The following is a 25,686-nucleotide window of genomic DNA, read 5'->3' as shown; positions in this document are numbered from 1 at the left end:
CCAGCTCGATCGTTTCGCTCACGAACAACCTTCCTCAGACGTCGAAAATCACCCGGGCGCGCCACAGCCCGCGCTCCCGCCGGACCTCGAAACCGTGATAGGTGACGCCCTTGATTTCCGTACGGAAGCGATGGCGGTCGGGATCGAGCCTCTCTCCCCGCAGCCGGCCGGCGACGGTCTTGTCGTCGAGAAGCGCGATCGCGCAGCTCTTGCCGATGAAGCGCTCCGAATTGAACAGGGCGAGCGCCTCGCACAGCCAGCTATGCAGCAGCTCCTCGACCCCGTCTCCCTCCGCCGCCAGCTCCCGCTCCTCGACCTCTCCCACCCGCGAGGTGTCGGCGATCAGCGCGAAGAGCCCCCTTGCGGCCTCGCGGAAAAGCTCCCGAGCATCGCGCGCCGTGACCTCGATCCCGACGTCGGCGGTATGGTCGATCTCCCGGACCCCGACGCGAGGGTCAGCCGTATTGCCGCGTCGGGTCATCGCGCTCGAGAATCATCGGCACCATGGCGTCGCGAATCACCTTCTCGCTCACCTCGCCGAAGCGCTCCTTGAAGCGCTCCAGCGGCACCACCGCCTTGGCCATGGCGCGGTGCCCCCCCGCGCTGCCGATATCGTCGTAAAGCCGCTTCATGATCTCGCCCGCGCTTTTCACGTTGCCGACGTTCCGCACCGAGATCACCACCCGGTCCTTTACCAGACCGGACACCACGGCCCATTCCACGCCCTCGATCTGAAGGCAGAACTCGGCCATCTGCGGGATCACGTCCTCGCGATTGATCTCCCCCACGTGCAGCACCGCCACTCCGTTCTCCAGCTGCAGCCGGCTGAGCGCCCGGCCCAGCGCCTCGAGGTCTTCGCGCGGCAGCGCGGGCCTTTCGATGCGCGCTATGGTCGCCTTGTTGGCGAAGGGGTACAAAAACGTGAAGGCGCTGAGATCGGCGAGGCTGCTGCCGCGCTCCAGAAACAGCGTGTCGGTCTTGATGCCGTAGAGGAGCGCTGTCGCCAGTCGCTGCGACGGCTCCATACCTGCGGCCCTGAGATATTCGGTGAAGATCGTGGAAGTGGCCCCGTAGTCGGTCCGCACGTCGGCGAAACGCGCCTTGAAGCCGGCCCGTTTCGGGTGATGGTCGACCACCAGATCGACCCGACCGAGAGGCTGCTCGAAGTACGGCGGCTGAACGTCCACCAGCGCCAACCGCGCTCCGTCGCGATGCAGATCGTCCGGGGTGATGCGCTCCACCTGGATGTCGAGCAGACGGATCATCGCGAGATTCTCCGGCCGGGTCACCTCCCCGAAGGTCACGATGGGAGTCGTCGCCCGGTTCCGTCCCAGCAGCTCCCGCAGCGCAAGCGCACTTCCGAGCGCGTCGGGATCGGGATCGTGCTGCAACAGGATGTGGATTTTCTCGCCGCCCCGGAACAGGGAGCGAATGCGGTCCACGGTCTTGCGGTTGACGGTATCGAACAGGTGCGAGGAGCAAAACTCCTCGAAGACGTCCTGGAGCTTGAGCTCCCGGGTGAGGGGGTCCGCGGCGGCAGCCCCGCGGCCTCCGCCGTTGGCCGTGAGCGCCAGAATCGAAAGACCCTTGTCCAGGCCCCGCAGGATGCCGTAGATCCGCTCGCGCAGCCCGGCCTCGCGGACGAAGATGATCGCCTGATCGACGTGACGCAGGTTGATCCGCCGGTAGGTCGCCTCGCTCGCCAGATTCCCGCACCGCGCCGACCCGCCCGAGCGCTTGATGCGCCGCGCGGCGGCGGGGTCCTGAACGATGAACCGTACGTCGGCGCCCCGCCCGGCGACGTTGCGCATGAGCTGAAACAAAAGGTCGTCTTCGCAGATCGCCAATGATCGCATGGGCTTGCCCCGAAAGGGGGTTAAAGAGAGCGCTTGCGGGGCGCGGGTGTGGTCGAACGGACCGTGCTCAGCACGAAGGGAGTCTATCAACTCCCCGGCTGCAATTCCAGCGCGTTTTCACGGCCCCCGAAGGGGCACATCCAGGAGCGGTCCTCGCCTCCACCGCCGGGGCGGCGAGGAGAGCCGCGACCTCAACCCTTGCGAGCGAGGATCAGGGTGGTTCCGGGAAGCGTGGCGGGGATGTCGGCGCGACTGTCCACGGTTTCGAAGCCGGCTTCCCTCAGCCAGCGGGAATACTGGGAAAGAGTCCAGCATTCGCCCTCTGGCGTGTGCGTCAGGGTGTAGACCGAAAAACGCAGCACGAAGGTCGGCTCGGTACGCTCCTCGTTGGGGAGAAAATCGTTGATCGCGAGGCGGCCGCCGGGTTTGAGGGCGCGGTAGGCTTTGGCGAAAAGCTCGCGATTGCCCGCCGGGGACTCGAAGCGGCAGAAATTGCTCGCCACCACCAGATCGTAGCGGTTTTCCCCGAGATCGGCGGAGCGGTGGTCGCCGTCGACGTACCGGATCTTTCCCGCGAGCCCGCGCTCCTCGTTCAGCTTGCGCGCAACGCGGTTGACGTTCGGCCAGTCGAGCTGGGTCACCTCGGCGGAGGGATCACGGCCGAGAACCGTCATCCCGAAGATGCTCGAGCCGCCGGCGACATCCAGCATCCGGATGCCCTTGAGCTCGCTGCCGATCCTCAGGATGTCGCAGAGCGCGCGGGCGACCGGCTCCGCGATCACGATGATGCCGAGAACCAGCTTCTCCCAGACGGCGAGCTCCGAGGTCGTATCCATGCGGCTGAAAGGCTTCCCGGTCTTCAGCGACTCCTTGAGGTGCGCCATTCCGTCCCAGAGGGCGAGCGCGACGTGGCGGAAATCCCCGACGTAGGAAGGCTTTCCCCGGACGAGAAAGGTTTCGCTGATCGGCGGCAAGACGTAACGCCCCTCGCGCTTTTCCATCAGGCCGAGCGCCAGCAGGCTGTCGAGAACGATCCGCGTCGCCCGCGGGTCGGTTCCGGCCGCCCGCGCGACCTCCTCGGCCGTTTGCCGCCCCCCGGAGATCAGCGTGAAGAAATCGTATTCCAGCGCGGCATCGAGGATCTGGCTGTTGGCGAAATCGCCGAGAAGGCGCATGAGCGGCCGCGGCGACAACTCTCTTTGCTCGCGACTTCGTTCGGCCATTGGCTACGCGGCGTAGAGCCCCTCTTTTCTCACGTACTGGTAAACGCCCTCGAAGAACCAGGCGAAATAGGCGCTGCCCGCGCGCAGGCAGTACTCCAGGCTGAACCCCGGCCGGGTGTCGGCGCGCCCTTCTTCCAGGATCTTCTTCAAGACCGCCCAGTCCAGATCGGCGTGAGCCATCACCCCGCCCGAGTGCTCCTCGAGGTCGGCCTCGGCGTGGACGCGAAAATAAACGATCTTTTCCTCCGGGATGTCGTAGCCGCGGCGCAGCGCGTCGCCGAAGAACTTCGCCCAGTGGCCGACCGCCTCCTCCACACAAAACGAAGCCCACCACTCGGCCATCGTCCCCTCGTAGAGCACCCCGCGATAGTATTCGAGAAACGCGCGGCACTCCGGCAGCATCTCGTACTCGATCATCTCCTCGTCGCTCAGCCCGAAGTTCCTTCCCTGCTCGAGCACGATCCGGATGTGACCGGGAGGCGTCGGGTGGATCATTTCATCCGCCACATGATTCGCGAAGTGCTTTTGCAGCTCGGGATGGCGCTTGAAGAAAGGCAGATGGCGCTGGTAGGCGACCCCGTGGAAGTTGTTGATCTCGGCGACGAAACCGTACCAGTTCTGCCAGAAGACCCGGATCGCTTCCATCGGGAGCTTCCCCGCGGCGAGATCCACGTGGAACCGGCCCTTGAAAAGCCAGCGGTCGGTCAACTCCATCAAATAACGTTTCAGCCCGGCCACCACGGCCTCGGCTTCCGCCGGGGAGAGCTTCTTGCCGGAGTAGTCCTTCGGTCTGGAAATCGTCATCGCTCCGCTCCTTGCGTCATACCATATTTCGGCAGCTCGTCAGCACGCGGCCGCGCGATACCCGCTTCAGTAGATCGCTCCCGGGTTCAGGATGTTGTTCGGGTCGACCAGGCGCTTGATCTCCTTGACCAGATCGTAAAGGTTCGCCAGCCGCTGGTACGGAAGCGGCCCCTTGGTGCCGAGCGTCGGTGCCGTCCACACCACGCCGCGGGCATTGCTGAACTCCTGGACCTTTCCCATCCAGCGCCTGAGCCTGGCGACGTCCTCCTCGTCGTACGGATTGTAAAAGACGAAGTACTCCTCCTTGATGGCGAGGTCGCGCGTGACGTAGCTGTCGTGCTGGGGCGCGTGCTCGGCGTCCCACAGGCCGCATTCCCGCTTGGCCGCCTCGTCGAGATCGTACATCTCGCTCAGGAAGCCGAGCGGATACATCTTCGAGGTGACCGCGAACATCCCGGCGTGCCGCACCACCGCCGAGCACCAGCCGTCCGGGCCCATGATGTGGTAATCGGGCCACCCGTGAAGGCCGTGCTCCTGCGCTCTGGCCCCCATCGCCTTTTCCGCGACCTCGACGACCTCGCGGGCGCCCGCGCTCTCGTAGATCCTCCTCATACGCTTTTGCTTGAAAGCCTTCTCCTCCTCGTCGCGCGCCAGGATCACGGTCTTGAGAAAGAACCAGGCGTCCTCCGGGATCCTGCTGCGGTCGAGCAGCCCTTCTTCCATCGGCCAGTGGTACTGCCAGCGGTCGGTGAAATGGATGTCGTAGACGACCTCCCCTTTCACCAGCTCCGCCATCGCCTGCTGCGCGCTCCGGAGCTCCTCGCGGCGAAAGCTGTAGCAGTAGTCGTGCAGCCATTCGCGGCGCCCCTCGATCGCGCGCAGGCAGACTTTCGTGATGATCCCCATGGAGCCCGCCGCCAGCGTGAACAGCCCCAGGAGGTCGGGCAGGTGGATCCATTTTTGAAACGGACCGAAGATAGTGCCCTGGTTCGCCAGCGCGCCGAGCCGCAGCGTCTCCCCGTTGGCGAGCACGACCTCCAGCCCGATGACCAGGTCGGCGATCCAGCCGTAGCGGGTCATGCCGTAGCCGATGCCGCCCTTGTTGACCATGGCACCGATCACCACGGCCGGACCGTAGGTGCCGAAATTGGGGAGCATGAGCCCGTGGCGCCGCAGGGCGTGATGGATGGCGTAGACGCTGGCGCCGCCCTCGGCGACGACGTGCTGGCGCTCGGCGTCGACCTCGAGAATCCTGTCCATGCCGAGCATGTCGAGCAGGATCCCGCCCTTGAGCGGCGAGCTGATCCCCATCCCGACCCCGCCGCGAGGGACGATCGGGATCTTCTCGCTGTCGGCAAACCTCAGGATCTCCGCGATCGTGCGGCAGCCGTCGGGCTCGGACTCGATGCGCACGATCACGTCCGGCAGCGCGCGGTAGGCCCCGTAGGCGAGCGTGTGCTGGTAGTTGATCTTGTCGATCGGATCGGTCGAGACCCGGCGCGGACCGGCGATTTCCCTTAATCTGGCGACGATCTCTTCGAGACTGAGCATGAATCGATCCGGCGCGGCGGGAGCGCCGCGCGCCTGCGCGGCTCGGTCCGGCCTCCTACAGCTGGAGGTGACTTCCCCCCGTCACCAGAACGTGGCTGCCGGTCAGCATGGCCGCTTCGTCACCCGCGAGGAATGCGATCGCTCCGGCCACGTCGTCGGGGTAGAGGTGCTTTCGGAGCGGTCGCGTCTGGCGCACCCGCTCGCGAAACTCCTCCGGCATGATCATCGACGCGTCCGTCAGGGTGAACGCCGGGGTTACCACGTTGACGGTGATTCCGAGCGGCCCGAGCTCGATCGCCATCGTATCGGCCATCGACTCCAGCGCCGACTTCGCCGCCGCGTAGGCGCCCATGCGCGCCAGGGGCTGGCGCGCCAGCCGCGTGCTGACCACGATGATGCGCCCGAAACGTTTTTCCGCCATGCCCGGCACCACGCTTCTCACGCAGTGGTAGAAAGCCGAGATCTCGTGGTCGACCGCGCGCTGCAGGCTCTCCCACGGAAGCTCGTGGAGGGGTCCCACGTCGAAAGGAAAATACGCGTTGTTCACCAGAACGTCGGGCGGCGGGAAATGGCGCCGCGCCTCCTCCACCATCGCGGCGACCTCTTCCGCCCGCGTAACGTCGGCCTGTGCGATCAGGCCTTGCCCCCCGACCTCCTCGACGCGCCGCAGGACTTCCGTGGCGGCTGCGCGGTTGCGCAGGTAGTTGATGACGACCCGTGCGCCCGCGCGCGCCAGCCGGACCGCCGCCGCGGCTCCGATTCCCCGGCTCGCGCCGGTCACGAGCGCGACCCGGCCTTCAAGGGGCCGCTTCTCGGCTTGCTCCGCCATGGGGGCAGTTCGAATGCTAGATGGCGACGGCGTCCTCCGCGGCGCCTTTGCCGTACTTGGCCGCGTTGCCCTTGAAAGAGAGGAACTTCATCTTGACGTACGGCGAGGTGTAACCGTTCAGGATCCGCTCCACCCTTCCCGGCTTGGCATAAAACGACTGGAAGGCCCAGCCGGTCAATTCCGCGAGCTGCTGCCGCGTCAGGTACTTGGTCGGCATGACGCAGTGCTCGAGATCGTAGAGGCTCAGGTTGTCGACCTCGATGAGGTTTTCCTTGACGGCTTTCTTGTAGATCGGCGAGCCCGGAATGGGGTTGAGCAGCTGGATCATGACGATGTCCGGATCGATCTCGTCCACGGCCCGGGCGCGCTGGCGGATTTTCGCCTCGTCGTCCTCCCAGAAGCCGTTCAGATAGGTCGCGATCGTCGAGATGTCGTTCTTGCGGAGGAAGCGGATCAGGTCCTTCAGCTCCTTGACCCCGACCTTCATCGGGCCCTTGCGCGCCTCGGCGATCTCCTCGTCGGTCCCCCCGTCGATCCCGATCAACACCTGATACAGCCCCACCCTGCGCAACCGGGGGATCAGGTCCGCGTCGCGGATGAGGTTTTGCGCCCGGCTCAGGCAGAACCAGCTGATGTCGAGCCGCCGCTTCTCCAGCTCGTTCACCAGATCAACCATCTTCTGCCGGTCCGAATTGAAGTCGTCGTCCATGAAGGTGAGCGCCTTGACCCCGTAGGTCCGGTTCAAGAGCTCCATTTCATCGGCCACTTTCCTGCCGCCCCGGGTCCGGTGCGAGCTGAAGTCGCGCGGGTTGCGCGGATCGACCAGCCACCACTCGTAGCAAAAGTGGCAGGCCCCCTCGCAGCCTCGGGACGTCACCGCCTCGTTGTAATTCGGGATCACCGAGTAGCCGCAGTAGCGGTCCATCGGGAAGAGATCGTAGGCGGGCATCGGCAGCTCGTCGAGATTTTGAATGAGCGGCCGCTGCGGGTTGAGGACGATCTCGTCGCCGCGGCGAAAGGCAAGGCCGCGGATCTCCGCCAAGCGCGGCGAAGGCCCGCCGAGCTCCTGCAGGAGCTCCTCGAGCGCGTGCTCGTTGTCGCCGAACACCCCGGTCAGCGCGAAGTCGAGCTGCGGATTGTCCCTCATGATCTGCTGCGGAATCGCCGTGTACATCAGCCCGCCGCCGACGGTCACCGTCCCGGGGCGAATTTCCTTGATGGCTTTCATCGCGGCGTGGAACCGGTTGAGCTGCGCCGCGCCACCCGCCGCGGGAATCATGCTGCCGAAGAACACCACGTCGGGGCCGCGCCGTCGCACCTCCTCCAGCATCTCGCTCTCCCCCAATCCGAGCGCCCGACAGTCGAGCGCCTCCACCTCCGCGGTCCCTTTTTCGCGCACGAACGCCGCCAGTTGGGCGTGCAGCGAGTTGACCGCCAGATGGCGGTCGCCCCACGGTGCCCAGTTCCCCATGGGCGGGGTGATGAAAAGGAGTTTCATGAGCGCTCCTGCAGGAAAGTTTAAGCCAAATTATTTAATACATTAATGATTGTCAAGCTCGCTGCTAAAAGGCGCCTTTTCCCTGCGGCTGGAAGCGCCTTTGTTGCCCGCACGCCGGCGCCCCCGAAGGCCTGTTGACAACCCCCCCCTGCTCTGGTACTGCTTGCCCAACGCGGCGGCCCGGAGCCGGGCCTGGTTATAAGGATGTAAGGAGGATACCGAGTTATGGCTGATCAGACGGCCCAGGAAGAAGTCCTGCTGGACGTAAGAGTCGCGGAAGCTTCAGCCGCATACAAGTTTTACCTCAACAACGAAAAGCTGCTCCTCGGCAGCTCCTCGGTTATCCTTTTCCTGTTAATCTGGGAGCTGTGCGGGAACATTTTGCAGCTCATCAACCCGATGTTCATGAGCGCGCCTTCGCTCATCTGGAAGGCGGCCGTGCAGCTGTTCAGCTCGGGGGAGATCTGGAACGATCTGCGGGTGAGCGGCATCGAGTTTTTCTGGGGCTACCTGCTTTCGGTCATTTTTGCGATCCCCTTCGGCATCGCCATCGGCTGGTACAAGAAGCTCGCCTATCTCTTCGACCCCTTCGTCAACGCCATGAACGCGACGCCTCGCGTTGCGCTCCTGCCGCTGGTGATCATCTGGCTCGGGATCGGCATCCTCTCGAAAATCGGCATCATTTTTCTGGGCGCGGTCTTCCCGCTCCTGATCAACACCCGTGACGGCGTCAAGACCACACCGCACAACCTTTTGAACGCGGCCCGGAGCTTCGGCGCCTCCGAGTGGCAGATCTTCAGGAGCGTGGTTCTTCCCTCCACGGTTCCCTTCATCCTGACCGGGCTGCGCCTGGCGGTCGGGCGGGCGCTGATCGGCGTCATGGTGGGCGAGCTTTACGCAGCGACGGCCGGGATCGGCTTCATGATCACCGTCGCCGGCGCAACCTTCCAGACCGACAAGGTCTTCGTCGGGGTTTTGATCTTCGCGATCACCGGCATGCTGGCAACCGACGTCCTCGACCGGATCGAGCGACGATTCGATCGCTGGCGCCCGAAAGTGGGAGCTCAACAGTAACGAGGGATTTCCTCGCGAGAAAAGCGGCGGCCTTCGGGCCGCCGCTTTTTTTTGGCGTCACGGCGCCCTATGGGCCGCCGAACGGTTGCGTTCCCGGGTCCGCTCCTATAAAGTCCCGGCGGCTGGCAGCCTCTTCCCGGGGCGCCGGCTGGTGTCTCGATGGGTCCGGCCGGTTTACTCGTCTTCATCCTCCTTCTGCTGCTGATTTTCGGGCGTGAAGCGATTTCGCTTTACACCGACTGGCTGTGGTTCGAGGAGGTCGGCTACAGCCGGGTTTTTACCACGATCCTGGGCTACAAGCTTGGGCTCGGTCTCGTCGCTGGCGGTGCCTTTGCGCTGCTGATCTACACGAGCGTGAAAACCGCGGCGCGGCTGGATCGGGCGCGCATCTTTTTCCAGGACGACCTCATCGAGCTGCCACCGCCGGAGTTGCTGGACCGTTCCCTGCATCGCGCGCTCATGCCCGCGGCGTTGCTGCTCGTCCTCCTCATCGCCCCCCAAGCGGCGAGCGGCTGGGAGAGCTTCGCGTTGTTCTTGAATCCCGTGGTGTTTGATCTCGCCGATCCCCAGTTCGGCCTCGACATCGGCTTTTTCGTGTTCAGGTTGCCCGCGCTCCGCCGGCTCTACGTTTTCCTCATGGCGGCGCTCGGGCTGGCGCTGGCCGCGGCCACGGCGCTCTATGTTTTTTACCGCGGCATCGGTTACGGCGCGCGCGGATTGCGGATTTCCCCCCGAGCCAGGGCGCACCTCTGGCTCCTGATCGGGCTCTTGCTCCTGGTCAGAGGCGGAGGCTACCTTCTCGACTGCTACGATCTCCTTTATTCCACGCGCGGCACCGCCTTCGGCGCCAGCTACACCGACGTTTACGCCGTGCTCCCGGCCCTGCGGATTCTGGCCTCGATGGCGTTTCTGGCCGGCATTTTCATGCTCGCCCGGATCCGGGGAAGCGGCTTTCGCGGCGAGCTGATCGCCGCAGGCGCGCTGGTCGTCGTCCACGCCGCGGGCCTCAATCTGTACCCCTCCTTGATCCAGCGCTTTCGCGTGGTCCCGAACGAGGTGGAATCGGAAAGGCCGTTCATCGAGCGCACCATCAAGTTCACCCGCATCGCCTACGGCCTCGACAAGATCGAGAACCAGGACTTTCCGGCCGAGGAATCCCTGACCGCGGCCGACCTCAAGCGCAACGAGGCGACGATCAAGAACATCCGTCTCTGGGAGCACGGCCCGCTGCTGGCCACTTACGCCCAGCTTCAGGAGATCCGCACCTACTACAAGTTCGTCGACGTCGACAACGACCGCTATCTGATCGATGGCACGTACCGCCAGATCATGCTCTCGGCCCGGGAGCTGTCGCATCAACACCTCCCGAGCCGGATCTGGATCAACGAGCATCTCACCTACACGCACGGCTACGGAGTGGTCTTCGGTCCGGTCAACCAGGTGACGCCGGAGGGGCTGCCCGAGTTTTTCATCAAGGACATCCCCCCGGTCTCGACCGTCTCGTTGAAGGTGACCAGGCCGGAAATCTACTACGGCGAGCTCGCCAACGACTATGTCTTCGTGAAAACCGGAGCGCGCGAGCTTGACTATCCCGCCGGCGACCAGAACATCTACACCAACTACGAGGGAAGCGGCGGCGTCCCGATCCGCTCGTGGTGGCGCAAGCTGCTGTTCTCCGCGCGCTACGCGACTCTGAGAATCGCCCTCTCGGAAGACATCACCGCGGAAAGCCGCATCCTCTATCACCGCCAGATCCACGAGCGGGTGAAAAAGATAGCGCCTTTCATTCTCTTCGACCGCGACGCCTATCTGGTCATCGCTCAGGGCGGGCGGCTGTTCTGGATCATCGACGGCTACACCCATTCCGACCGCTACCCGTACTCCGAGCCGGTGCAGCGCCGGGGGCTCAACTACATACGCAACTCCGTCAAGGTGGTGATCGACGCCTACAACGGAAGCGTCGCCTTTTATCTCAGCGACCCCGCCGATCCCGTCGTCCGGGCGTACGGGCGGATCTTTCCGGGTCTGTTTCGGCCCCTCAACGCCATGCCCGAAGACCTGCGAGCCCACATCCGCTACCCGCAGGACCTCTTCGCCATCCAGGCCCGTCTGTACGCCACCTACCACATGCAGGATCCTCAGGTTTTCTACAACAAGGAGGACCTGCTCAGCATTCCCCGCCGCAGCGCCGCGAATGGCGAGCGCGAGATGGAACCCTACTACACCATAATGCGCCTCCCCGGCGAGAGCAGGGAGGAGTTCGTGTTGCTCCTGCCCTTTACGCCGAACAAGCGCGACAATATGCGGGCCTGGCTCGCGGCGCGAAGCGACCCGCCCCATTACGGCAAGCTCATCGCCCTCGACTTTCCGAAGGCCAAGCTCGTTTACGGTCCCAAGCAGATAGACGCCCGCATCGATCAAGACGCCTTCATCTCGCAGCAGCTGAGCCTTTGGGGACAGCGGGGTTCGCAGGTGATTCGCGGCAGCCTGCTCGCCATCCCGATCGAGAAATCGCTGCTCTACGTGCAGCCGCTCTACCTCGCCGCGGAAAAGGGTTCCCTGCCGGAGCTCAAGCGCGTGATCGTCGCCTTCGGCAACCAGATCGCGATGGAAGAGACGCTCGAGCAATCGCTTCGGAGAATCTTCGGCGGCAAAGGCGCCCGGGAGCCGGCCGAGCGCGCACCGTCGGTGGAAGGCGCGGCGGCGGCGGACAAGGACCTCGCGCGGCGCGCCCTCGAGCACTTCACCCGCTCCCAGGAATATCTGCGCCAGGGCCAATGGACCGCCTACGGCGAAGAGCTGAAGAGGCTCGAGTCCGTGCTGCGCGAGATGCAGAAAGGTCGCTGATGCTGTTTTCCGGCGCCCCGCGCTCGTTTTTGATTCGTTTTGTTGCTATAAAGCCCCGATGACCGATCGTCGACGACGGCTCGTCATAAGAGCGCTCATTTTCGTTCTTCTCGTCGCGCTGCTTTTTCTGTTCAGCCACTACATTCCCCGGCCCTTTACCGCGCTCGCCCCTTCGGTCGACGAATGGGACGACTTCGAGGGCATCTACTCCAGCAAGGACAAGCTCGGAAAGTTCCTGGAGTCGCTCGGCCCCTATTCGCCGGCGGTCTTCGTGATCTTCCAGGCGCTCCAGGTGATCGCGGCGCCGTTTCCCGGCGAGCTTACGGGGGCCGTGGGGGGGTACCTGTACGGCAAAACCATCGGGCTGCTTCTCTCCACGGTCGGATTGACGCTGGGCTCCTGGGTGGCTTTCGAGCTGGCCAATATTCTCGGGCGTCCTTTCGTCGAGCGCTTCGTCACGCAGGAGGTGCTCCACAAGTTCGATTTTCTCACCACCAACACCGGGGCGGCCATCTGCTTCCTGCTCTTCCTTCTTCCGGGCTTTCCCAAGGACTATCTGTGCTATCTGCTCGGCCTCAGCCGCATGAAGCTCAGCACTTTTCTCATCGTCTCCACCGTGGGCCGGCTGCCGGGAACCTACATGCTCACGGTTCAGGGCGCGAGCCTTCGCAACCAGGAGTATCTCCTCGCCGGGATTTTCGCCGTCTCGGCCGCGGCCCTCTTGCTGTTTGCCTACCTCTATCGCGCGCAGATCTATCGCTGGATAAAACACCGCCACGACCGCTGACGACCCCGCCAGCGCGCCGCCGCGCTCCGGCCGCCGGATACGATGTCTGCACGCCTGCGGGCTTGCCAGCCACCATCGTCCTCGCTGTGGAGGATCGTCCGCCGTCGACGCAACTGCGGAAACCGGGTTCAACGACTTTCGTTGCGGGCTGGGGTTTTCGGTCTCCGGGCAGCGATTCTTCGAAGCGGAAATCGGATGGGCGGGCGGAGATCTCAGAGACTCGCCCCACGCGTGAGCCAGTGAAAGACCGGCGCGACCAGCAGCCGGTACCACGCGAAGGGAACCAGGCTCCAGCGGCTGAGAAAGCTCACGAACGTCTTCACGGCGAGCGCCGCGCTCAGAAAGGAGACGAGAAAACCGACGGCGAACTGCATCAGCTCGCCTGCCGAGGCATCATCGTGCATGCGCAAGAGCTGATAGCCGGTCGCGGCCGTCAGAACGGGTACGGCGATCAGGAACGAAAACTCGGCGGCCCCCTTGCGATTGAGCCCCAGGAGCATGCCCCCGAGGATCGTCGCTGCGGCGCGCGAGGTTCCCGGCCACAGGGCCAGGACCTGGAAGAGGCCGATTCCCAGTGCCTGCGCCGAAGTGAGCGCATCGAGGGATCCCGCGGCCTTTTTTCCCGCGCAACGTTCCACGATCAGGATCGCTACGCCCCCTGCGACGAGCGCCGAGGTCACGACCCGGGGGGTGAAGAGATTTTCCTGAATCCAATGGCGCCCGAGAAAGCCCACGAGCAGCGTTGGAAAGGTGGCGAGCGCGATCCTCCAGAGCCCTCCCCAGCCGGAGAGCGCCGAAACGGCACCGCCGGCGGCGCCGTGGCTGAACGGCAACAGGCCGACAAAACGCTTCCAGTACAGGAGAACCACCGCGAGAATCGCTCCCGACTGGATCGCGACCTCGAAGCGCGACGCCTTGTCGCCGACGAAGCCCAGCAGATGGCCCACGATGATGAGGTGGCCGGTCGAAGAGACCGGAAGATACTCGGTGACTCCCTCGACGATGCCGAGAACGATCGCAGTTTCCAGATTCCCCATCGGTGTCGTTTGTCCGCTCGCGCGCTTCTCCGCCGGATCAGCGGCGTGTGAGCAACACGTATTCGTCCACCCGCCCCCGGACCTCCCCCCCCGGCCCGAGCTGCTGCCGCATTCTTTGCAGGTTCTTCTCCTTGACGATCACCAGCAGCGGCCGGGCCGACTCCTCCCAGATCTTCTTGAACTCGTCGAAGTCGAGCAGAGCGTCACCGTACCGGGTCGTGGGCCGCGCCCGCTCTTCGAGGGCGTAGAAGTTCCCCAGGATCGTCCTCGTCTTGCGTTCGTGCGTCACGATCCACACCGGCCGCTCCCGCCTGAGGTAATAGGACAGCCCGGCGAGGTAGGTGTCGTACAGGACCGGCTGTCTCCCGCTTTCGAGCCACCTCGCGGCCTCCGCCGCCACGGGCTTTGCGGAGCGGGTCGTCGAGACCACGGCCATGATCTGGACGCCCACGATCAGACAGAGCCCCGCGCTCGCTGCATAACAGCCCCAGACCCGCAGGGGGCGCTTCGCCGCCGGGAGCCCCGTTGACCTGAGAAAAAGGAAGTAAAGGGCCGCCAGCGCTGCCGCCCAGCCTGCGAACCAGCAGATCAGCCGATCCATGCCGTGGCGAAAATAAACGGGCAGGATTTCGGGGACAAACCAGCCCGCGATAAGATAGGCGACGGTGACCGCTTGAAAGATCCAGGGCAGGTGAAAAATCCACCGCCGCTCCCGGCCTTCCCGCGCGGCCTCGGCTGCCGCCTTTCCCGTGAGCAGCGCGAGCGCGGGAAAAATCGGCAGAATGTAATGCGGCAGCTTCGCGCTCGAGAGCGAAAAGAAGACGAACGGCGCCCCGGCCCAGGAGAGCAAGAAGAGCCCGGCGTCGTCCCGCGGCTGTCTGCGCAGGCTCGGCCCGGCGAGTGGCAGCCAGAAAACCCAGGGCGAAAACCCGACGGCGAGAACGCCGACGAAAAAATACCACGGCCGGCTGCGGTCGAATTCAGGGGTGAGAAAGCGTGCTACGTTCTCTTCCCAGAAAAAATACCTGAGATAGCCGGGGCTTCGGAATTCCGCGGCGAGATACCACGGCAGCGCGATGGCGAGCACGATCGCGGCGCCGAGCGGCAGACGCAGCGAGCCGAGCTTCGCCCATTGCTTCGTCGCGAGCAAGTAGGAAACGCCGACCATCGCGGGAATCAGCACCGCGATCGGGCCTTTGACCAGCGTTCCCGCGCCGAGACAGGCGTACATGGAGAGCAGGGAAAGGCGCCGCGGCGCCGCGGGGCCGTGCAGGGCTTCGTAGAAGCAAAACAGCGCGGCCGTCACGAAGAAAGTCAGCGTCATGTCGAAGATCACGACGCGCGCCAGAATAAAGAACTCCAGGCTGGTCGCCAGCACGGTGACGCTCCATACCGCGGCGGCGAAACCCCACTGCTTACATGCAAAGCGGTAGACGAGCGCGAGGCACCCCGCCGCGGCGGCGGCGGAGGGGAGCCGGGAAACCCACTCCGAGACTCCGAACCAGCCGTACGCCGCGGCGATCAACCAGTAAAAAAAGACCGGCTTGTCGAGAACCGGAACGAAGTTTTCGTGCGGGATCACCCAGTCCTTCAGCACCAGAATCTCTCGCGCCTTTTCGGCGTTGCGCCCTTCGTCGGGCTCGAACAGCCCGGGGCCCCCGAGGCGATAGAACAAGAGAGCGAGCGCGAAGAGCCAGAGCAGAGCGAAGAGACGCCGGTCGGCGGCTAGCCGCGGGGCATCGCCAGGATACGTTTCGATCGCTACGGTTGCGTGGTTCACGGCGCCTCGGTTTCGAGTTTAGCTTACCACGTTGACCGTTTCCCGGCCCGATTGCAAGCCGCGCCGGTGCCCGGCTGCGCGAGATTGACAAGCGAAAGACCCGGGCATAAAAAAACAACGGAGGCTGCCATGATCGGAACTGCCGGTGCCGGAGCGATCCGCAGGCTCCTTCGAGCACGCGCGCTGCAGCCCCCTTCCTCGAGCCTGCGCTGCCGATCCCGAGCCGCCGGCCGGCTCTGATATCCGAGCGATGAAACGCCACGTGACGGCAGCCGGCCTGCTTTTCGCCTGCTTCTGGCTCACCGCGTGCATCCAATCCGCCTACGGCCAGCCCGTGGCCAGCTTTTTCTACGATGCCCGGGGCAACGTCACGCGCCAGGCCAGGGACACCAATCGCGACGGAAAGATGGATCGTTGGATTTATTACGACGCCCAGGGGCAGGTCGAGCGCGTCGAGGCCGACCTTAACGCCGACGAGAAGGCCGACCTCTTCGTCTATTACGAGAACGGTCTCCCCAAACGACAGGAATCGTCGAGCCGGCACGACGGCCGAATCGACGAGTGGCTCTTCTTCGACGACAACGGGGATGTCGTACGCAAAGGACAGGACCCGGGCGGCATCGGAAAGCCGACGCTCTGGCTGTCGTATCAGAACGGGCGGCCGCTTCGAAGCGAGGAAAGCGCCGAGGATGGCCGGCTCTTCCGCGTGGTGCACTACCGGGAAGGGAAGGTCAGCCGGATCGACGAGGACACCGACCGAGACGGCCGCATCGACAGCCGCTCGTATTTCGAAAACGGGACGCTGGTCCGAAAAGAGCTGGATCGAAAGAACTCCGGACGAATCGACCTCTGGGGCTATTACAAGGACGGGAATCTCGTCCGCCAGGAAGAAGACCTTCGCGGTGACGGCAAGGTGAGCCGCGTGATCTATTTTCAGGGCGAGGCAGTGGTGCGGCGCGAAGAGGATACCGCCGGACGCGGCCGGATGGACCTCATTGAGATCTTCGAACAGGGAAAACTGAAAAAAAGATTGCGCGACGCCGCGGGCAAAGGCAGCTGGGACACCGCCTACTACTACGAGAACGGCGAGTTGCGGCGCGAGGAGCGGGACACCGACGGCGACGGCTTCTTCGATCTGAGAATCCATTACGAGAACGACCGGATCGTTCGCCAGGAAGCCGACACCAACGGTGACCGCAAGGCGGACGTCTGGGTGCGCTACGAAAACGGCGAGCGTGTCGAGCAGCTCGAGGACCAGAGCTTCTCCGGCAAGGTCACGGCGCGCTACCGGTTCGCGGCCGGAAAGGTCGTGGCCCAGGAAAAAGTCGCCGACACCCCCCCGCCGTGGGCCGCCGCCGAGTTCGACTCGACCGGATCATCGGAGGCAGCCACAGGGGCGTGAGCGGAAGGTGCGGCCTTCCCGCGAACCGGCGCGGGGATGGCGCGGCCTCTTGAAATACAGTAAGATCCTTTTCCGGTTTTTCGGCATGAACCGCTGGCTGAAATTGTCCCCCTGGCTCCTGGCGCTGGCGTGCGCAGCCTGCGACCCCGCTCCCCTGCAATATCCGCCCGGCCCCGGCCAGTACTCCCAGCCCAACGCCGCCGCCCAACCTGCACCGCCACCGCCACAAGTCACCGGATCGCAGCGCTGGCAGCATGCCTGGAACAAGGCAATGGAAGGAGTCGCGATGGGCGGCTCGATCGCCGGCCCCTACGGCGCCGGCGGCGGTCTGGTGCTCGGCCTTTTGATGGGCCTTTTTACGGCCGATTCCTACTACGGGCAGCTTAACGCGCAGATCTATTCCGAGCAGCAAAAAGACCGCCAGCTCGAAGCGGCGATCGAGCAGGAGCTGGAGCGGCAGCGCGAGCTGGAGGGGCAGGTGGCGTCCGCGACCACGTCGAAGCCCTCGGGCGATTCGGCCGGGGCATCCCAGGCGGCCCGGCCTTCCGCGAGCGGTGCGGCGGGAACCGCGCCCGGGCCACGCTCCGCTGCGGCGGAGCAAGTGACGGTCGCGTCACTGAATACGCCAAAACCGGCTCCGCTTCCCTTCAAAAACGTCGAGGTGAAGGACGTCAACGGGGACGGCGTTCCCGACCTCTGGATTTACTACAACCCCGCCAGGCCGGGTGAGGTCGTCCGTCAGGAGGAGTCCGCGAAAGGCGACGGCAGGGTCGATTCGTGGAGCTACTTCAGGGACGGGCATCTCGTGCGGCGCGAGGTCGACACGCGCGGCGAAGGCAGGCCCGACACCGTCTTTTATTACGAGCGTGAAAAAATCGTCCGCGAGGAGCGCGATGAAAACGGCCTCGGGACGGCGAGCTACCGCGCCATTTACCAGGACGGTGAGCTGGTGCGGGTCGAGAAGGACACGCGTCATAGCGGCAGGATGGACCTCTGGATCTTTTACGAGCCGGGAAGCGACGGAAAAAAGGTGGCGAAGGAAGAGAAGGACCTCGACGGGGACGGCGCGGCCGATCTCTGGTCCTACTACGAAGCCGGCCGCCTCGTGCGCCGCGACGTGAACGCGGTGGGCTTGGAGGTCCTCTCCAGACAGGAGCAGCTCCCGTCCGCGGTTCACATCCAGAAGATCAACACACCGGGCGGCTGATTCATGAACGGGGAGACGATCGACCACTGGGAAGATCTGGGCCTGTCCGCTCTCCTGCGCAGTCCGTTTTTGTGGCCTTCGATCGCCATCCACCTGCTGTTGTTCTACCTCGCCGTCAACATACGGACGTTTCCCGAGAGAACCGTGCCCTCCCTCGTCCCGATTCAGCTCCTGGAGGTGCCGCGCGCCGGCTCACCGGACAAGAGCATCGGGCCCGGGCGCGGCCCCGGAGGCCCAAAGAGTCCGCCCAAACTCGGTCAGCCGGTCGCCCCGCGACCGAGCAGCGGCAGCCTTGCACGCGGCCAGACCGAAGCTCCGGCACCCGTTACCGGCCCAACCGCCGAGCCGCAGGCCCCCGTGCTCGCCGCTCCCAAAACGCTGGCCGGGCCGGCCCGCTCGGAGCCCCTCGCCGTGCGGGAAACCGCGCCCGAGTCGCTCGTGCAGCTTCCTACCCGCGCCGCCCCTGGGAGCACACCCGCCGTCGAAGCCGGCCTGAAGAGCGACACGACGCGATACGGGCCCGGAACCGACATTCGCGCGTTGAGAGAAGGCGCACGAATACCGGGAGCGCTCAAGGGGATGGGAAGCGGAGCCGGGTCCTACGGCGTTCCCGGAGGAAGCCGATCGGGCGTCGGCATCGCCGGCTCCGGCACGGGAACAGGGACCGGCGGGGGGAGCCGCACCGGCCTCGGCGGGGCCGCGTCGGCCGACTACAACCAGTACCTCAAACAGGTCGAAAGGCGCGTCAACTCGATGTGGCGGTATCCGGACGGGGTAACCGGAGTCCAGAAGGTGACGGTGCGCTTCACACTCGATCGCGCCGGCAAGCTCGCGCAGGCCGAGGTTCTGGACTCCAGCGACCCCAGGCTCAACGCGAGCGCGCTGGAGGCGATGCGGAAAGCTTCTCCGTTTCCGCCGATTCCCGAAAGCCTGAAAGAGCTCGCCGGAGAGCCGCTCATCATACGGTTCACCGTCGCGATTCGCCTGAGGGGGTAGTTTTCTTCCGCCCGCCGCTTTGTTGATTTAATTCTGTTTTCGAGTAATCTTCAGCCGTTTGAGTAAGGACCCGTCATGCAACATGGATTGGATCTCATCGAGATCATTCATCGCGGAGCGATCGCCACCTACCCTCTGATCCTTTTGTCCGTGGTCAGCGTGGCCGTCGTGTTGGAGCGGCTCTGGTTCCTGCGCAACATGGGTTCGATGACCGTACGGATCGCGGAGTCTATTCTGGATCCGATCAGGAAGGGCGAGCAGGACCTCGCCGCCGCCATGTGCAAACAGAACGCCCACTCGCCGGCGGGCCGGATCTTCCTGCGCATGATTCAGGGGGCGCAGCGAAACGGCAAGGAGTCGGCGAGCGCGTTCGCGGCCGAGGCGATGTTCGAGGAGACGCAGAACCTCAAGAAGCACCTCTGGGTGCTCGGAACGGTTTCCAGCAGTGCGCCGTTTATCGGTCTGCTCGGCACCGTCGTGGGGATCATCAAGTCGTTCGAGGATATGGCCGTGTCGGGAACGGGCGGCTTCAGCGTCGTCGCGGCCGGCATCTCCGAGGCGCTGGTCGCTACGGCGCTGGGTCTCGGCGTCGCCATCGTCGCGGTCATCTTCTACAACTACTTTCAGACGCGGATCGCGAACCTGAACGGGCTGTTCCGCATCCAGGTATCCAAGATCCTGCAAAACATGACCTGACGAGGTCGACCATGGCGCTGACGCCGCTCAACAACGAGGACGACTCCGGAATCCTTTCCGAGATCAACATCACACCTCTGACCGATATCTTTCTCGTGCTCCTGATCATTTTCATGATCACCAGCTCGGCGATGATCGAGTCCGGCGGCAAGGTCAATCTCCCCAAAGCCGCGGTCACGCAGTCGGAACCGCGCGGAACCACCGTTACGCTGACGCCGAAGAAAGAGATCTACGTCAATCAGAAGAAGATCGACGCGGCGAACCTGGAGGCGGAGCTGGGGGCCGCGCTCAGCGCCAGCCCCGACAAGATCGTGATCCTGCGCGGCGACAAGGACGTGCTCCTGGGCGAGGCCGTGAGGGTGATCTCGACGGCGAAGAAGGCGGGCGCCGCCGAGATCGCGATCGCCGCCGAAGCCGAGCTCCGCGGGCGCTGACGGGGCGAGGCTAGCGTGTCGGCCCCTCGGTCCCCGGCGGAAGCTGAGGCGAGCGCTTGAGCCCCTCCTGGCGATCGCGCTCGACTTCCTGCTTGATCTGGCGCTCGTCTTTCCCCAGCCTCTCGATTTCCAGCCGAAGCGAGCGCTCCTTTTCCAGAAAAACCTCCAGGTCGAGCGATCGCTGCCCTCCCGGCTGATAGTGCACCGTGATGCTCTCGCGCGCGGTCGAGCCGTTGTTGCCGCGCGCGATCACCTGGATCCGGTTGGCCCCGGGGTTTACGGGAACCGAGGAGGAAAAGAAGCCGTCTGCGGCGAGCCGTATGAGCGTCGCCTTCTGCCCGAGGGTCTCGTTCACCACCTGGACGTAATCCACGCCGACCACCGAGATGTTCTCGACCACGGCGAGCACGTCCGCCGGACGCGAGACCGGGGTATAGGTGCCGCCGCTTTCCCTGGCCGCCCCGACTGCCGCCCGCGGATATGAGAGCGCCTCCTGCCCGAGAGCAAAGACGTGAACTTTGATTCCTGCCTTGCCCGCGAGACGGGCGGCGTTGATCGTGAGATCGGTGTCCTCGGGCGTCGGCCGCTTGCCCCCGCCGATCGGCAGGGTGGGAAAGCCGTCGGTCAGGAGAAACTGCACCTTGATCGCATCGGCGCGCTTCTCGCTGGCGCCGAGCCCGATCAGCTCCTTGATTCCGGTCCGGATTCCCTCCACCATGTTCGTTCCGCCGTAAGGTCCCGCGCGCAGGACGTCGTCGAGCGCCCGTTCGACCTGGGCGAAATCGTGCGTGAGCGGCTGGCGAAGCTGTGCCCCCTCGCCGAACGTCACCACGCCCAGGCGCGTGGTCTCGGGATTGAGCTGCGCCAGCAGGCGGCGCGCCGCCGCCACCTCGGCTGCGAGAATGGAATTTCTCAGGTTCCTGGGCGAGGGGTTGCCGAAGCCGAAGGCACCGCCGAAGATCGTGATCTGCGGGGCCCCGGTGCCGGAACCGGCGCCTTCGGGCATCCGGTTGTACTCGCCGAAATCGACGCCGGCGTACTGCGCCGTGCTGCCCGAGACGTCGAGGACGAGCATGATGTCGACGGCGGCGGAGCGCACGCCTTCGACCGCCACCTTGCCGCTGACCAGGACCGCGTTCTGCTCGTGAGTGACGCGCGCGCCGTCTTTGGGCGAGAGGATCTGCAGTCGGGGCTCCGCGGCGCGAGCGGGCCCGGACGCGACGGCGACGAGGAGGCAAACCAACCAAAGCCTGCCGGGCTTGACGTACGATGAGCTCACGGCTAGCGGCTCCGAGGGAAGGAACGCTAACACGATTCGCGCCGTCTGTAAATCGGCCGCGCCTGCGCGCGGCGCCGACCGGGATCGCCCGCGCTCCGTGTACGGCGGCGCCTTCAACATGCTATAATCGTGCCGTGAAGTCGCTCCTTACGACGCTCTTCCTGCTCGCCTGCGGGATCGCGGCGCCGACGCGGGCCGAGTACACGATCCTCCTGAAGAACGGCCGGCGCATCGTGGTGCAAAGCTATCGCGAGGAAGGCGGCATGGTCCGCTTCCCGGGTCTCGGCGGTGAAATCGCCATCGGCAGGGACCAGGTGGAAGCGATCCGCAAGGGGGCCGCCCCGGATGCCGCATTCGACGTTTCGCGCCCGGCACCTCCCGTGACCGCGCCCCCGGCGGAGCCGGTGCCCGGGGCCGCTCCACCCGCCGAAAAGCCGGCCGTCCCGCCGGCGACTGCCGAGGAGCAAAGGGCAAAAGAGGAAAAGGAATATCAGGCGCGGGTCAAGGAGCTTACGGCCCGACTGAAGGAGCTCCGGGAACGCTACGCGGCCGTGACCCGCGGAAACGTCGGCGCGGAACCCTCTTTTTTCACGACCGAGGAAGCTTTCCGGGGACACCAGGAAGATCTTCTGTCCCGCCTGCGCGACGCAGAGCACCGCTCGCGCGGCCTCGAGACCGGCGGAGCGGCTCAAAGTCCCCCTTTCACGCTCGATCCCGTCTCGCCTTACTCGGAGGGGCAAAAGCAGCTGAGCGATTTGCGCGGCCAGATCGCCCAGCTCGAGGCCGAGCGAGACCGCCTCATCGCCGAGATGAGGGAAAAGAACTTCGACACCGGCTCGCTGTTTCTGGATTAGCCGACGGTCTGCGAGACGAGCCCCGCGGCAGCCCTCAGCCCGAGCAGATAGCTCTGCGCTCCGAAGCCGGTGATCTGCCCCACCGCGGCCCCCGCCACATAGGAGTGGTGGCGGAACTCTTCGCGTTTGTAGATGTTCGAGATGTGAACCTCCACGGTCGGCACGCCGGCGGCGCCGATCGCGTCCCGCAGCGCCACGCTCGAGTGGGTGTACGCCGCCGGATTGATCACGATCGCGTCGAAGCGGCCCGCCGCTTCCTGAATCCAGCTCACCAGCTCGCCCTCGCTGTTGGACTGGCGGATCTCGACCGCAATCCCGAGCTCCCTTGCCAGCGAGCGGATCTGGCGGTTGATCTGATCCAGGGTGACCCTGCCGTAAACGTGCGGCTCGCGCTTCCCCAGCAGATTCAGGTTGGGGCCGTTGAGAACGAGGATCTTTTTCTTCTTCGCCGCTGCCCGCCGCATCATGCCTCCAGCGCCGCCAGGACCTCTTCCGGGAGCAGGCGGTGGAAGACGGTCTTGCCCAGCCCTGCGCACATCACGAACCGAATGCGCCCGCCCGCGGACTTTTTGTCCACCTCCATCCCGCGAATCAGATCGTGCCTGGCGATATCGGCAGGAACGTCGCATGGCAGCCCGGCCCTCGCGATCAACCGGCGAATCCGATCGCGCGTCGCCGCGTCGCAAAAGCCGTGCTTCGCCGAGATCGCCGCCGCCTGTGCCATTCCGATCCCCACGGCCTCCCCGTGCAGAAAACGGCGATAGCCGGTGGCCGCTTCCAGCGCGTGGCCGAGAGTGTGGCCGAAATTCAGCACTGCGCGGAGGTCTTCCTCGTGCTCGTCCTTCTCGACGACGCGGGCTTTGATGGCGCACGAGGCGGCGACGACCTCCGCGAGAAGCGACCGATCCAGCGCCCGCAGCCGATCGATGCCGTCCTCCAGCCGTTCGAACAACGCCGGGTCCGCGATGATGCCGTACTTCACGACCTCTGCCAGACCCGAGATCAGCTCGCGCTGCGGCAGGGTTTGAAGCACGTCGACGTCGATCACGACCAGGCGCGGCTGGTAAAAGGCCCCGATCAGGTTTTTCCCCTCCTCGTGGTTGATCCCGGTCTTGCCGCCGACGCTCGAATCGACCTGAGCCAGCAGCGTGGTCGGCACCTGGACATAGGGCACGCCCCTGAGGTAGCTCGCCGCGGCAAAGCCCGCGAGATCGCCCACCACGCCGCCGCCCAGCGCCAGGACCGACGATCCGCGCTCGAATCGCCCGCGCACCAGGGCATCATAGACCGTGGAAAGCGACTTCAGGTTCTTGTGCTCCTCGCCGTCCGGAATCAGCACGGCCGTGACCTCGAACCCGGCCCGTCGCAGCCCTTCGTCGACGACGTCGAGATAAAGCTGGGCAACCGTCGGGTTGGTCACCACCGCGACCTTGCCGCGAAGCCCGACCTGCGCGAGGAACTCCCCGACGCGCGGCAGGAGACCCCGGCCCACGTGGATGGGATAAGAGCGTTCTCCGAGATTGACCGTCAGGGTCTGCATCGCCTCAGCGCTTCCCTTCCAGGCATCGCACGATCTCAGCCACGACCTCGTCGACCGTCAGATCGGACGTATCGACGCACAGCTCGGCCCGTCGATACGCGTCCTCCCGCTGCTTCAACAGTTCGGCCATGCGGGACTCACGGTCGGGGCCGGAGAGCAGAGGCCGGTCCTCGGCCTTTCCCAAACGCCGCAAGAGAACTTCGGGCGACGCCGTCAGGCAAACCAGAACGCTTCGCTCGCGGAGCAGCGCGAGATTCCCCGGATCCATGACGGCCCCTCCGCCGGTCGCGATCACCTGGCCGTCCCTGCTCAGCACCTCGGCGAGAGCCCGGCGTTCGGCCTCCCGGAAATAGGCCTCGCCCCTGCGCGCGAAGATCTCGCTCACCCTCATCCCTTCGCTTTCCTCGATGACACGATCGAGATCAACGAAGGGGCGCCGCAGCCGACGGGCGAGCTTGCGGCCCACGGCGCTCTTGCCCGTGGCCATGAATCCCGTCAGCGCGATGTTTCTTTCAGCCGACAGCCCGAGCCCTCCGTTTTCCTCCCGCAGGCTCGGGGAGCGCTGATACTCGCCGTTTCGCCGGGAGAAGCAACTCGACTCACGCCCGTTGAAGGAGTGTCTCCCTTCCGCCCGCCGGCCGTCCCCGAGACTCGAGGGATGCAAAAGAGACCGGCGATTTCTCGCGCGGCAGGCCCTGCCGCTTCTCGCCCCGGCGCGAAAAGCCGCCGGTCCCGCTAAAAATTCTTGATCTGCTCCAGGTAACCCTCGTAGTTTCGCCGGATCTCGCGGAGAGAGTCGCCCCCGAACTTTTCCAGGAAGGCCCGTGCCAGCTCGAAGGCTACCACCGACTCGCCGACCACCGCCGCCGCGGGCGCCGCGCAGACATCCGAGCGCTCCACCGAAGCATCGGCGGGCTTCTTGGTCCGCAGATCGACGGAGTGCAGGGGGCTCATGAGCGTCGAGATCGGCTTCATCGCCGCCCTCACGATCAGCGGCGCCCCGTTGCTCATTCCGCCTTCGGTTCCTCCGGAATTGTTGCTTCCGCGGTAAAAGCCGGTGGGCACGATGCGCGGGGTGCCCTCGCTGACCATCTTCGCCGGGTCGAAGAAAATCTCGTCGTGCACCTGCGACCCGCGCCGCCGCGCCATCTCGAACCCCAGCCCGATCTCCACGCCCTTGATCGCCTGGATGCTCATGACGGCGCGCGCGAGCCGCCCGTCCAGCTTGCGGTCCCACTGGGCGTGGCTGCCGAGGCCCGGGGGAAGCCCCAGCACCACCACCTCGAAGATGCCCCCGAGCGTGTCTCCGTTTTTCTTGCATTCGTCGATCAGCTCGATGATGCGGGCTTCGGCCGTCTTGTCGGCGACCCGCACCGGCGAGTCCTCGGCGCGGGCGTGGATCTCCTCGTACGAAAGCCCTTCGGTCTCGGCGGCGATGCCGCCGATCGACCGGATGTAGCCCATGACGCGGATGCCGAACGGTCCGAGCAGCTGCTTGCAAAACGACCCCGCGGCCGTCCGCGCCACCGTGTCCCGCGCGCTGGCCCGCTCGAGGATATCCCGGATGTCCGCGCGGTCGTATTTCAGTATTCCGGTGAGATCGGCGTGGCCGGGCCGGGGCTTGGTGACCGCGATCGTCTCGTCGCGGTCCTCGGGGGCCGGCGACATTTTCCTGGTCCAGTTCTTCCAGTCGCGGTTCTCGATCCCCAGGGCGACCGGGGAGCCCAAAGTTTCACCCCAGCGGATCCCGGAGCGAATCTGCACCTCGTCTTTTTCGATCAGCATGCGGCCGCCACGGCCGTAACCCTGCTGGCGGCGCCAGAGATCGTGGTTGATCTTTGCGACGTCGATGGGGAAGCCCGCCGGCACCCCGTCGATCATCACCGTGAGGCAGGGTCCGTGGGATTCTCCCGCGGTCAGATAGCGCAGCATAAAAATTTATTTTACTGGAAATCTCCCCGACAGACCAGAGCGACGCGCTTCGGCGCCGGG

At 65.1% G+C, this 25,686-nt stretch carries 23 protein-coding genes; 9 read left to right on the top strand and 14 right to left on the bottom strand.

Annotated features, from left to right (window positions below; all coding sequences use genetic code 11):
• Window positions 1-34: 34 nt before the first annotated feature.
• The 7 genes from VNN77_01995 to VNN77_01965 all read right to left on the bottom strand — a co-directional run bounded on the left by VNN77_01995 (window position 35) and on the right by VNN77_01965 (window position 7,761).
• A complete protein-coding gene (locus tag VNN77_01995; GenBank protein ID HXG50164.1) occupies window positions 35-481 on the bottom strand; it encodes an archease in 447 nt (148 codons plus the stop codon).
• Complete coding sequence (locus VNN77_01990) at window positions 456-1,856, bottom strand: bifunctional oligoribonuclease/PAP phosphatase NrnA (protein HXG50163.1); 1,401 nt, start codon at window positions 1,854-1,856, stop codon at window positions 456-458. Before VNN77_01990 ends, VNN77_01995 begins: the two co-directional genes overlap by 26 nt.
• Window positions 1,857-2,047: 191 nt before the next feature.
• Entirely contained in the window at window positions 2,048-3,031 is a 984-nt protein-coding gene (locus VNN77_01985) for a methyltransferase (protein HXG50162.1), read from the bottom strand.
• A gap of 51 nt (window positions 3,032-3,082) precedes the next feature.
• Entirely contained in the window at window positions 3,083-3,883 is an 801-nt protein-coding gene (locus VNN77_01980; protein ID HXG50161.1) for an iron-containing redox enzyme family protein, read from the bottom strand.
• A gap of 66 nt (window positions 3,884-3,949) precedes the next feature.
• Window positions 3,950-5,434, bottom strand: coding sequence for an FAD-binding oxidoreductase (locus tag VNN77_01975; protein ID HXG50160.1), 1,485 nt, complete (start codon window positions 5,432-5,434; stop codon window positions 3,950-3,952).
• A gap of 55 nt (window positions 5,435-5,489) precedes the next feature.
• Complete coding sequence (locus VNN77_01970; protein ID HXG50159.1) at window positions 5,490-6,263, bottom strand: SDR family oxidoreductase; 774 nt, start codon at window positions 6,261-6,263, stop codon at window positions 5,490-5,492.
• A 16-nt stretch (window positions 6,264-6,279) separates the two neighbouring features.
• On the bottom strand, window positions 6,280-7,761 hold the full coding sequence (locus VNN77_01965; protein ID HXG50158.1) for a cobalamin-dependent protein: 1,482 nt from the start codon (window positions 7,759-7,761) through the stop codon (window positions 6,280-6,282).
• Between the two features lie 225 nt (window positions 7,762-7,986).
• Between VNN77_01965 and VNN77_01960 the strand changes: the two genes are divergently transcribed.
• The 3 genes from VNN77_01960 to VNN77_01950 all read left to right on the top strand — a co-directional run bounded on the left by VNN77_01960 (window position 7,987) and on the right by VNN77_01950 (window position 12,469).
• Window positions 7,987-8,835, top strand: coding sequence for an ABC transporter permease (locus VNN77_01960; GenBank protein HXG50157.1), 849 nt, complete (start codon window positions 7,987-7,989; stop codon window positions 8,833-8,835).
• A gap of 159 nt (window positions 8,836-8,994) precedes the next feature.
• Entirely contained in the window at window positions 8,995-11,682 is a 2,688-nt protein-coding gene (locus VNN77_01955; GenBank protein HXG50156.1) for a UPF0182 family protein, read from the top strand.
• Between the two features lie 58 nt (window positions 11,683-11,740).
• A complete protein-coding gene (locus VNN77_01950) occupies window positions 11,741-12,469 on the top strand; it encodes a VTT domain-containing protein (protein HXG50155.1) in 729 nt (242 codons plus the stop codon).
• A 212-nt stretch (window positions 12,470-12,681) separates the two neighbouring features.
• On the opposite strand, the gene VNN77_01945 is transcribed toward VNN77_01950, so the two are convergent.
• Both VNN77_01945 and VNN77_01940 read right to left on the bottom strand, forming a co-directional pair.
• Window positions 12,682-13,506: an undecaprenyl-diphosphate phosphatase gene (locus tag VNN77_01945; GenBank protein HXG50154.1), complete on the bottom strand. Its 825-nt coding sequence runs from the start codon at window positions 13,504-13,506 to the stop codon at window positions 12,682-12,684.
• Between the two features lie 37 nt (window positions 13,507-13,543).
• Complete coding sequence (locus VNN77_01940) at window positions 13,544-15,286, bottom strand: glycosyltransferase family 39 protein (protein ID HXG50153.1); 1,743 nt, start codon at window positions 15,284-15,286, stop codon at window positions 13,544-13,546.
• A 250-nt stretch (window positions 15,287-15,536) separates the two neighbouring features.
• Between VNN77_01940 and VNN77_01935 the strand changes: the two genes are divergently transcribed.
• From VNN77_01935 to VNN77_01915, 5 genes are all read left to right on the top strand, one after another.
• Window positions 15,537-16,688 carry a hypothetical protein gene (locus VNN77_01935; GenBank protein ID HXG50152.1) on the top strand — a complete coding sequence of 384 codons (1,152 nt, stop codon included), beginning with the start codon at window positions 15,537-15,539 and terminating at the stop codon, window positions 16,686-16,688.
• A 49-nt stretch (window positions 16,689-16,737) separates the two neighbouring features.
• On the top strand, window positions 16,738-17,895 hold the full coding sequence (locus VNN77_01930; protein HXG50151.1) for a hypothetical protein: 1,158 nt from the start codon (window positions 16,738-16,740) through the stop codon (window positions 17,893-17,895).
• A 3-nt stretch (window positions 17,896-17,898) separates the two neighbouring features.
• A complete protein-coding gene (locus tag VNN77_01925) occupies window positions 17,899-18,891 on the top strand; it encodes a TonB family protein (GenBank protein HXG50150.1) in 993 nt (330 codons plus the stop codon).
• Window positions 18,892-18,966: 75 nt separating this feature from the next.
• Window positions 18,967-19,587 carry a MotA/TolQ/ExbB proton channel family protein gene (locus VNN77_01920; protein HXG50149.1) on the top strand — a complete coding sequence of 207 codons (621 nt, stop codon included), beginning with the start codon at window positions 18,967-18,969 and terminating at the stop codon, window positions 19,585-19,587.
• Window positions 19,588-19,598: 11 nt separating this feature from the next.
• Window positions 19,599-20,021, top strand: coding sequence for a biopolymer transporter ExbD (locus tag VNN77_01915; protein ID HXG50148.1), 423 nt, complete (start codon window positions 19,599-19,601; stop codon window positions 20,019-20,021).
• A gap of 10 nt (window positions 20,022-20,031) precedes the next feature.
• On the opposite strand, the gene VNN77_01910 is transcribed toward VNN77_01915, so the two are convergent.
• Complete coding sequence (locus VNN77_01910) at window positions 20,032-21,300, bottom strand: VWA domain-containing protein (protein ID HXG50147.1); 1,269 nt, start codon at window positions 21,298-21,300, stop codon at window positions 20,032-20,034.
• A 134-nt stretch (window positions 21,301-21,434) separates the two neighbouring features.
• Here VNN77_01910 and VNN77_01905 point away from each other — a divergent pair, with 134 nt between their 5' ends.
• A complete protein-coding gene (locus VNN77_01905; protein ID HXG50146.1) occupies window positions 21,435-22,154 on the top strand; it encodes a hypothetical protein in 720 nt (239 codons plus the stop codon).
• Here the strand turns inward: VNN77_01905 and aroQ are convergent.
• The 4 genes from aroQ to aroC form a co-directional block, all read right to left on the bottom strand.
• The gene (gene aroQ, locus VNN77_01900) at window positions 22,151-22,621 is read right to left on the bottom strand and encodes a type II 3-dehydroquinate dehydratase (GenBank protein HXG50145.1); all 471 of its coding nucleotides are present in this window, start codon (window positions 22,619-22,621) and stop codon (window positions 22,151-22,153) included. The two genes, VNN77_01905 and aroQ, sit on opposite strands and share 4 nt — an antisense overlap.
• The gene (aroB, locus tag VNN77_01895) at window positions 22,618-23,694 is read right to left on the bottom strand and encodes a 3-dehydroquinate synthase (protein HXG50144.1); all 1,077 of its coding nucleotides are present in this window, start codon (window positions 23,692-23,694) and stop codon (window positions 22,618-22,620) included. Before aroB ends, aroQ begins: the two co-directional genes overlap by 4 nt.
• 4 nt (window positions 23,695-23,698) lie before the next feature.
• Window positions 23,699-24,358, bottom strand: coding sequence for a shikimate kinase (locus tag VNN77_01890; protein ID HXG50143.1), 660 nt, complete (start codon window positions 24,356-24,358; stop codon window positions 23,699-23,701).
• Window positions 24,359-24,429: 71 nt separating this feature from the next.
• The gene (gene aroC, locus VNN77_01885) at window positions 24,430-25,626 is read right to left on the bottom strand and encodes a chorismate synthase (GenBank protein HXG50142.1); all 1,197 of its coding nucleotides are present in this window, start codon (window positions 25,624-25,626) and stop codon (window positions 24,430-24,432) included.
• Between the last annotated feature and the right edge of the window lie 60 nt (window positions 25,627-25,686).

It is taken from the genome of Candidatus Zixiibacteriota bacterium (assembly GCA_035574315.1).
Lineage (GTDB): Bacteria > Desulfobacterota > Binatia > UBA9968 > UBA9968 > DATLYW01.
The sequence above is the reverse complement of the archived record's forward strand: the minus strand, read 5'-3'. Positions and strand labels throughout refer to the sequence as shown.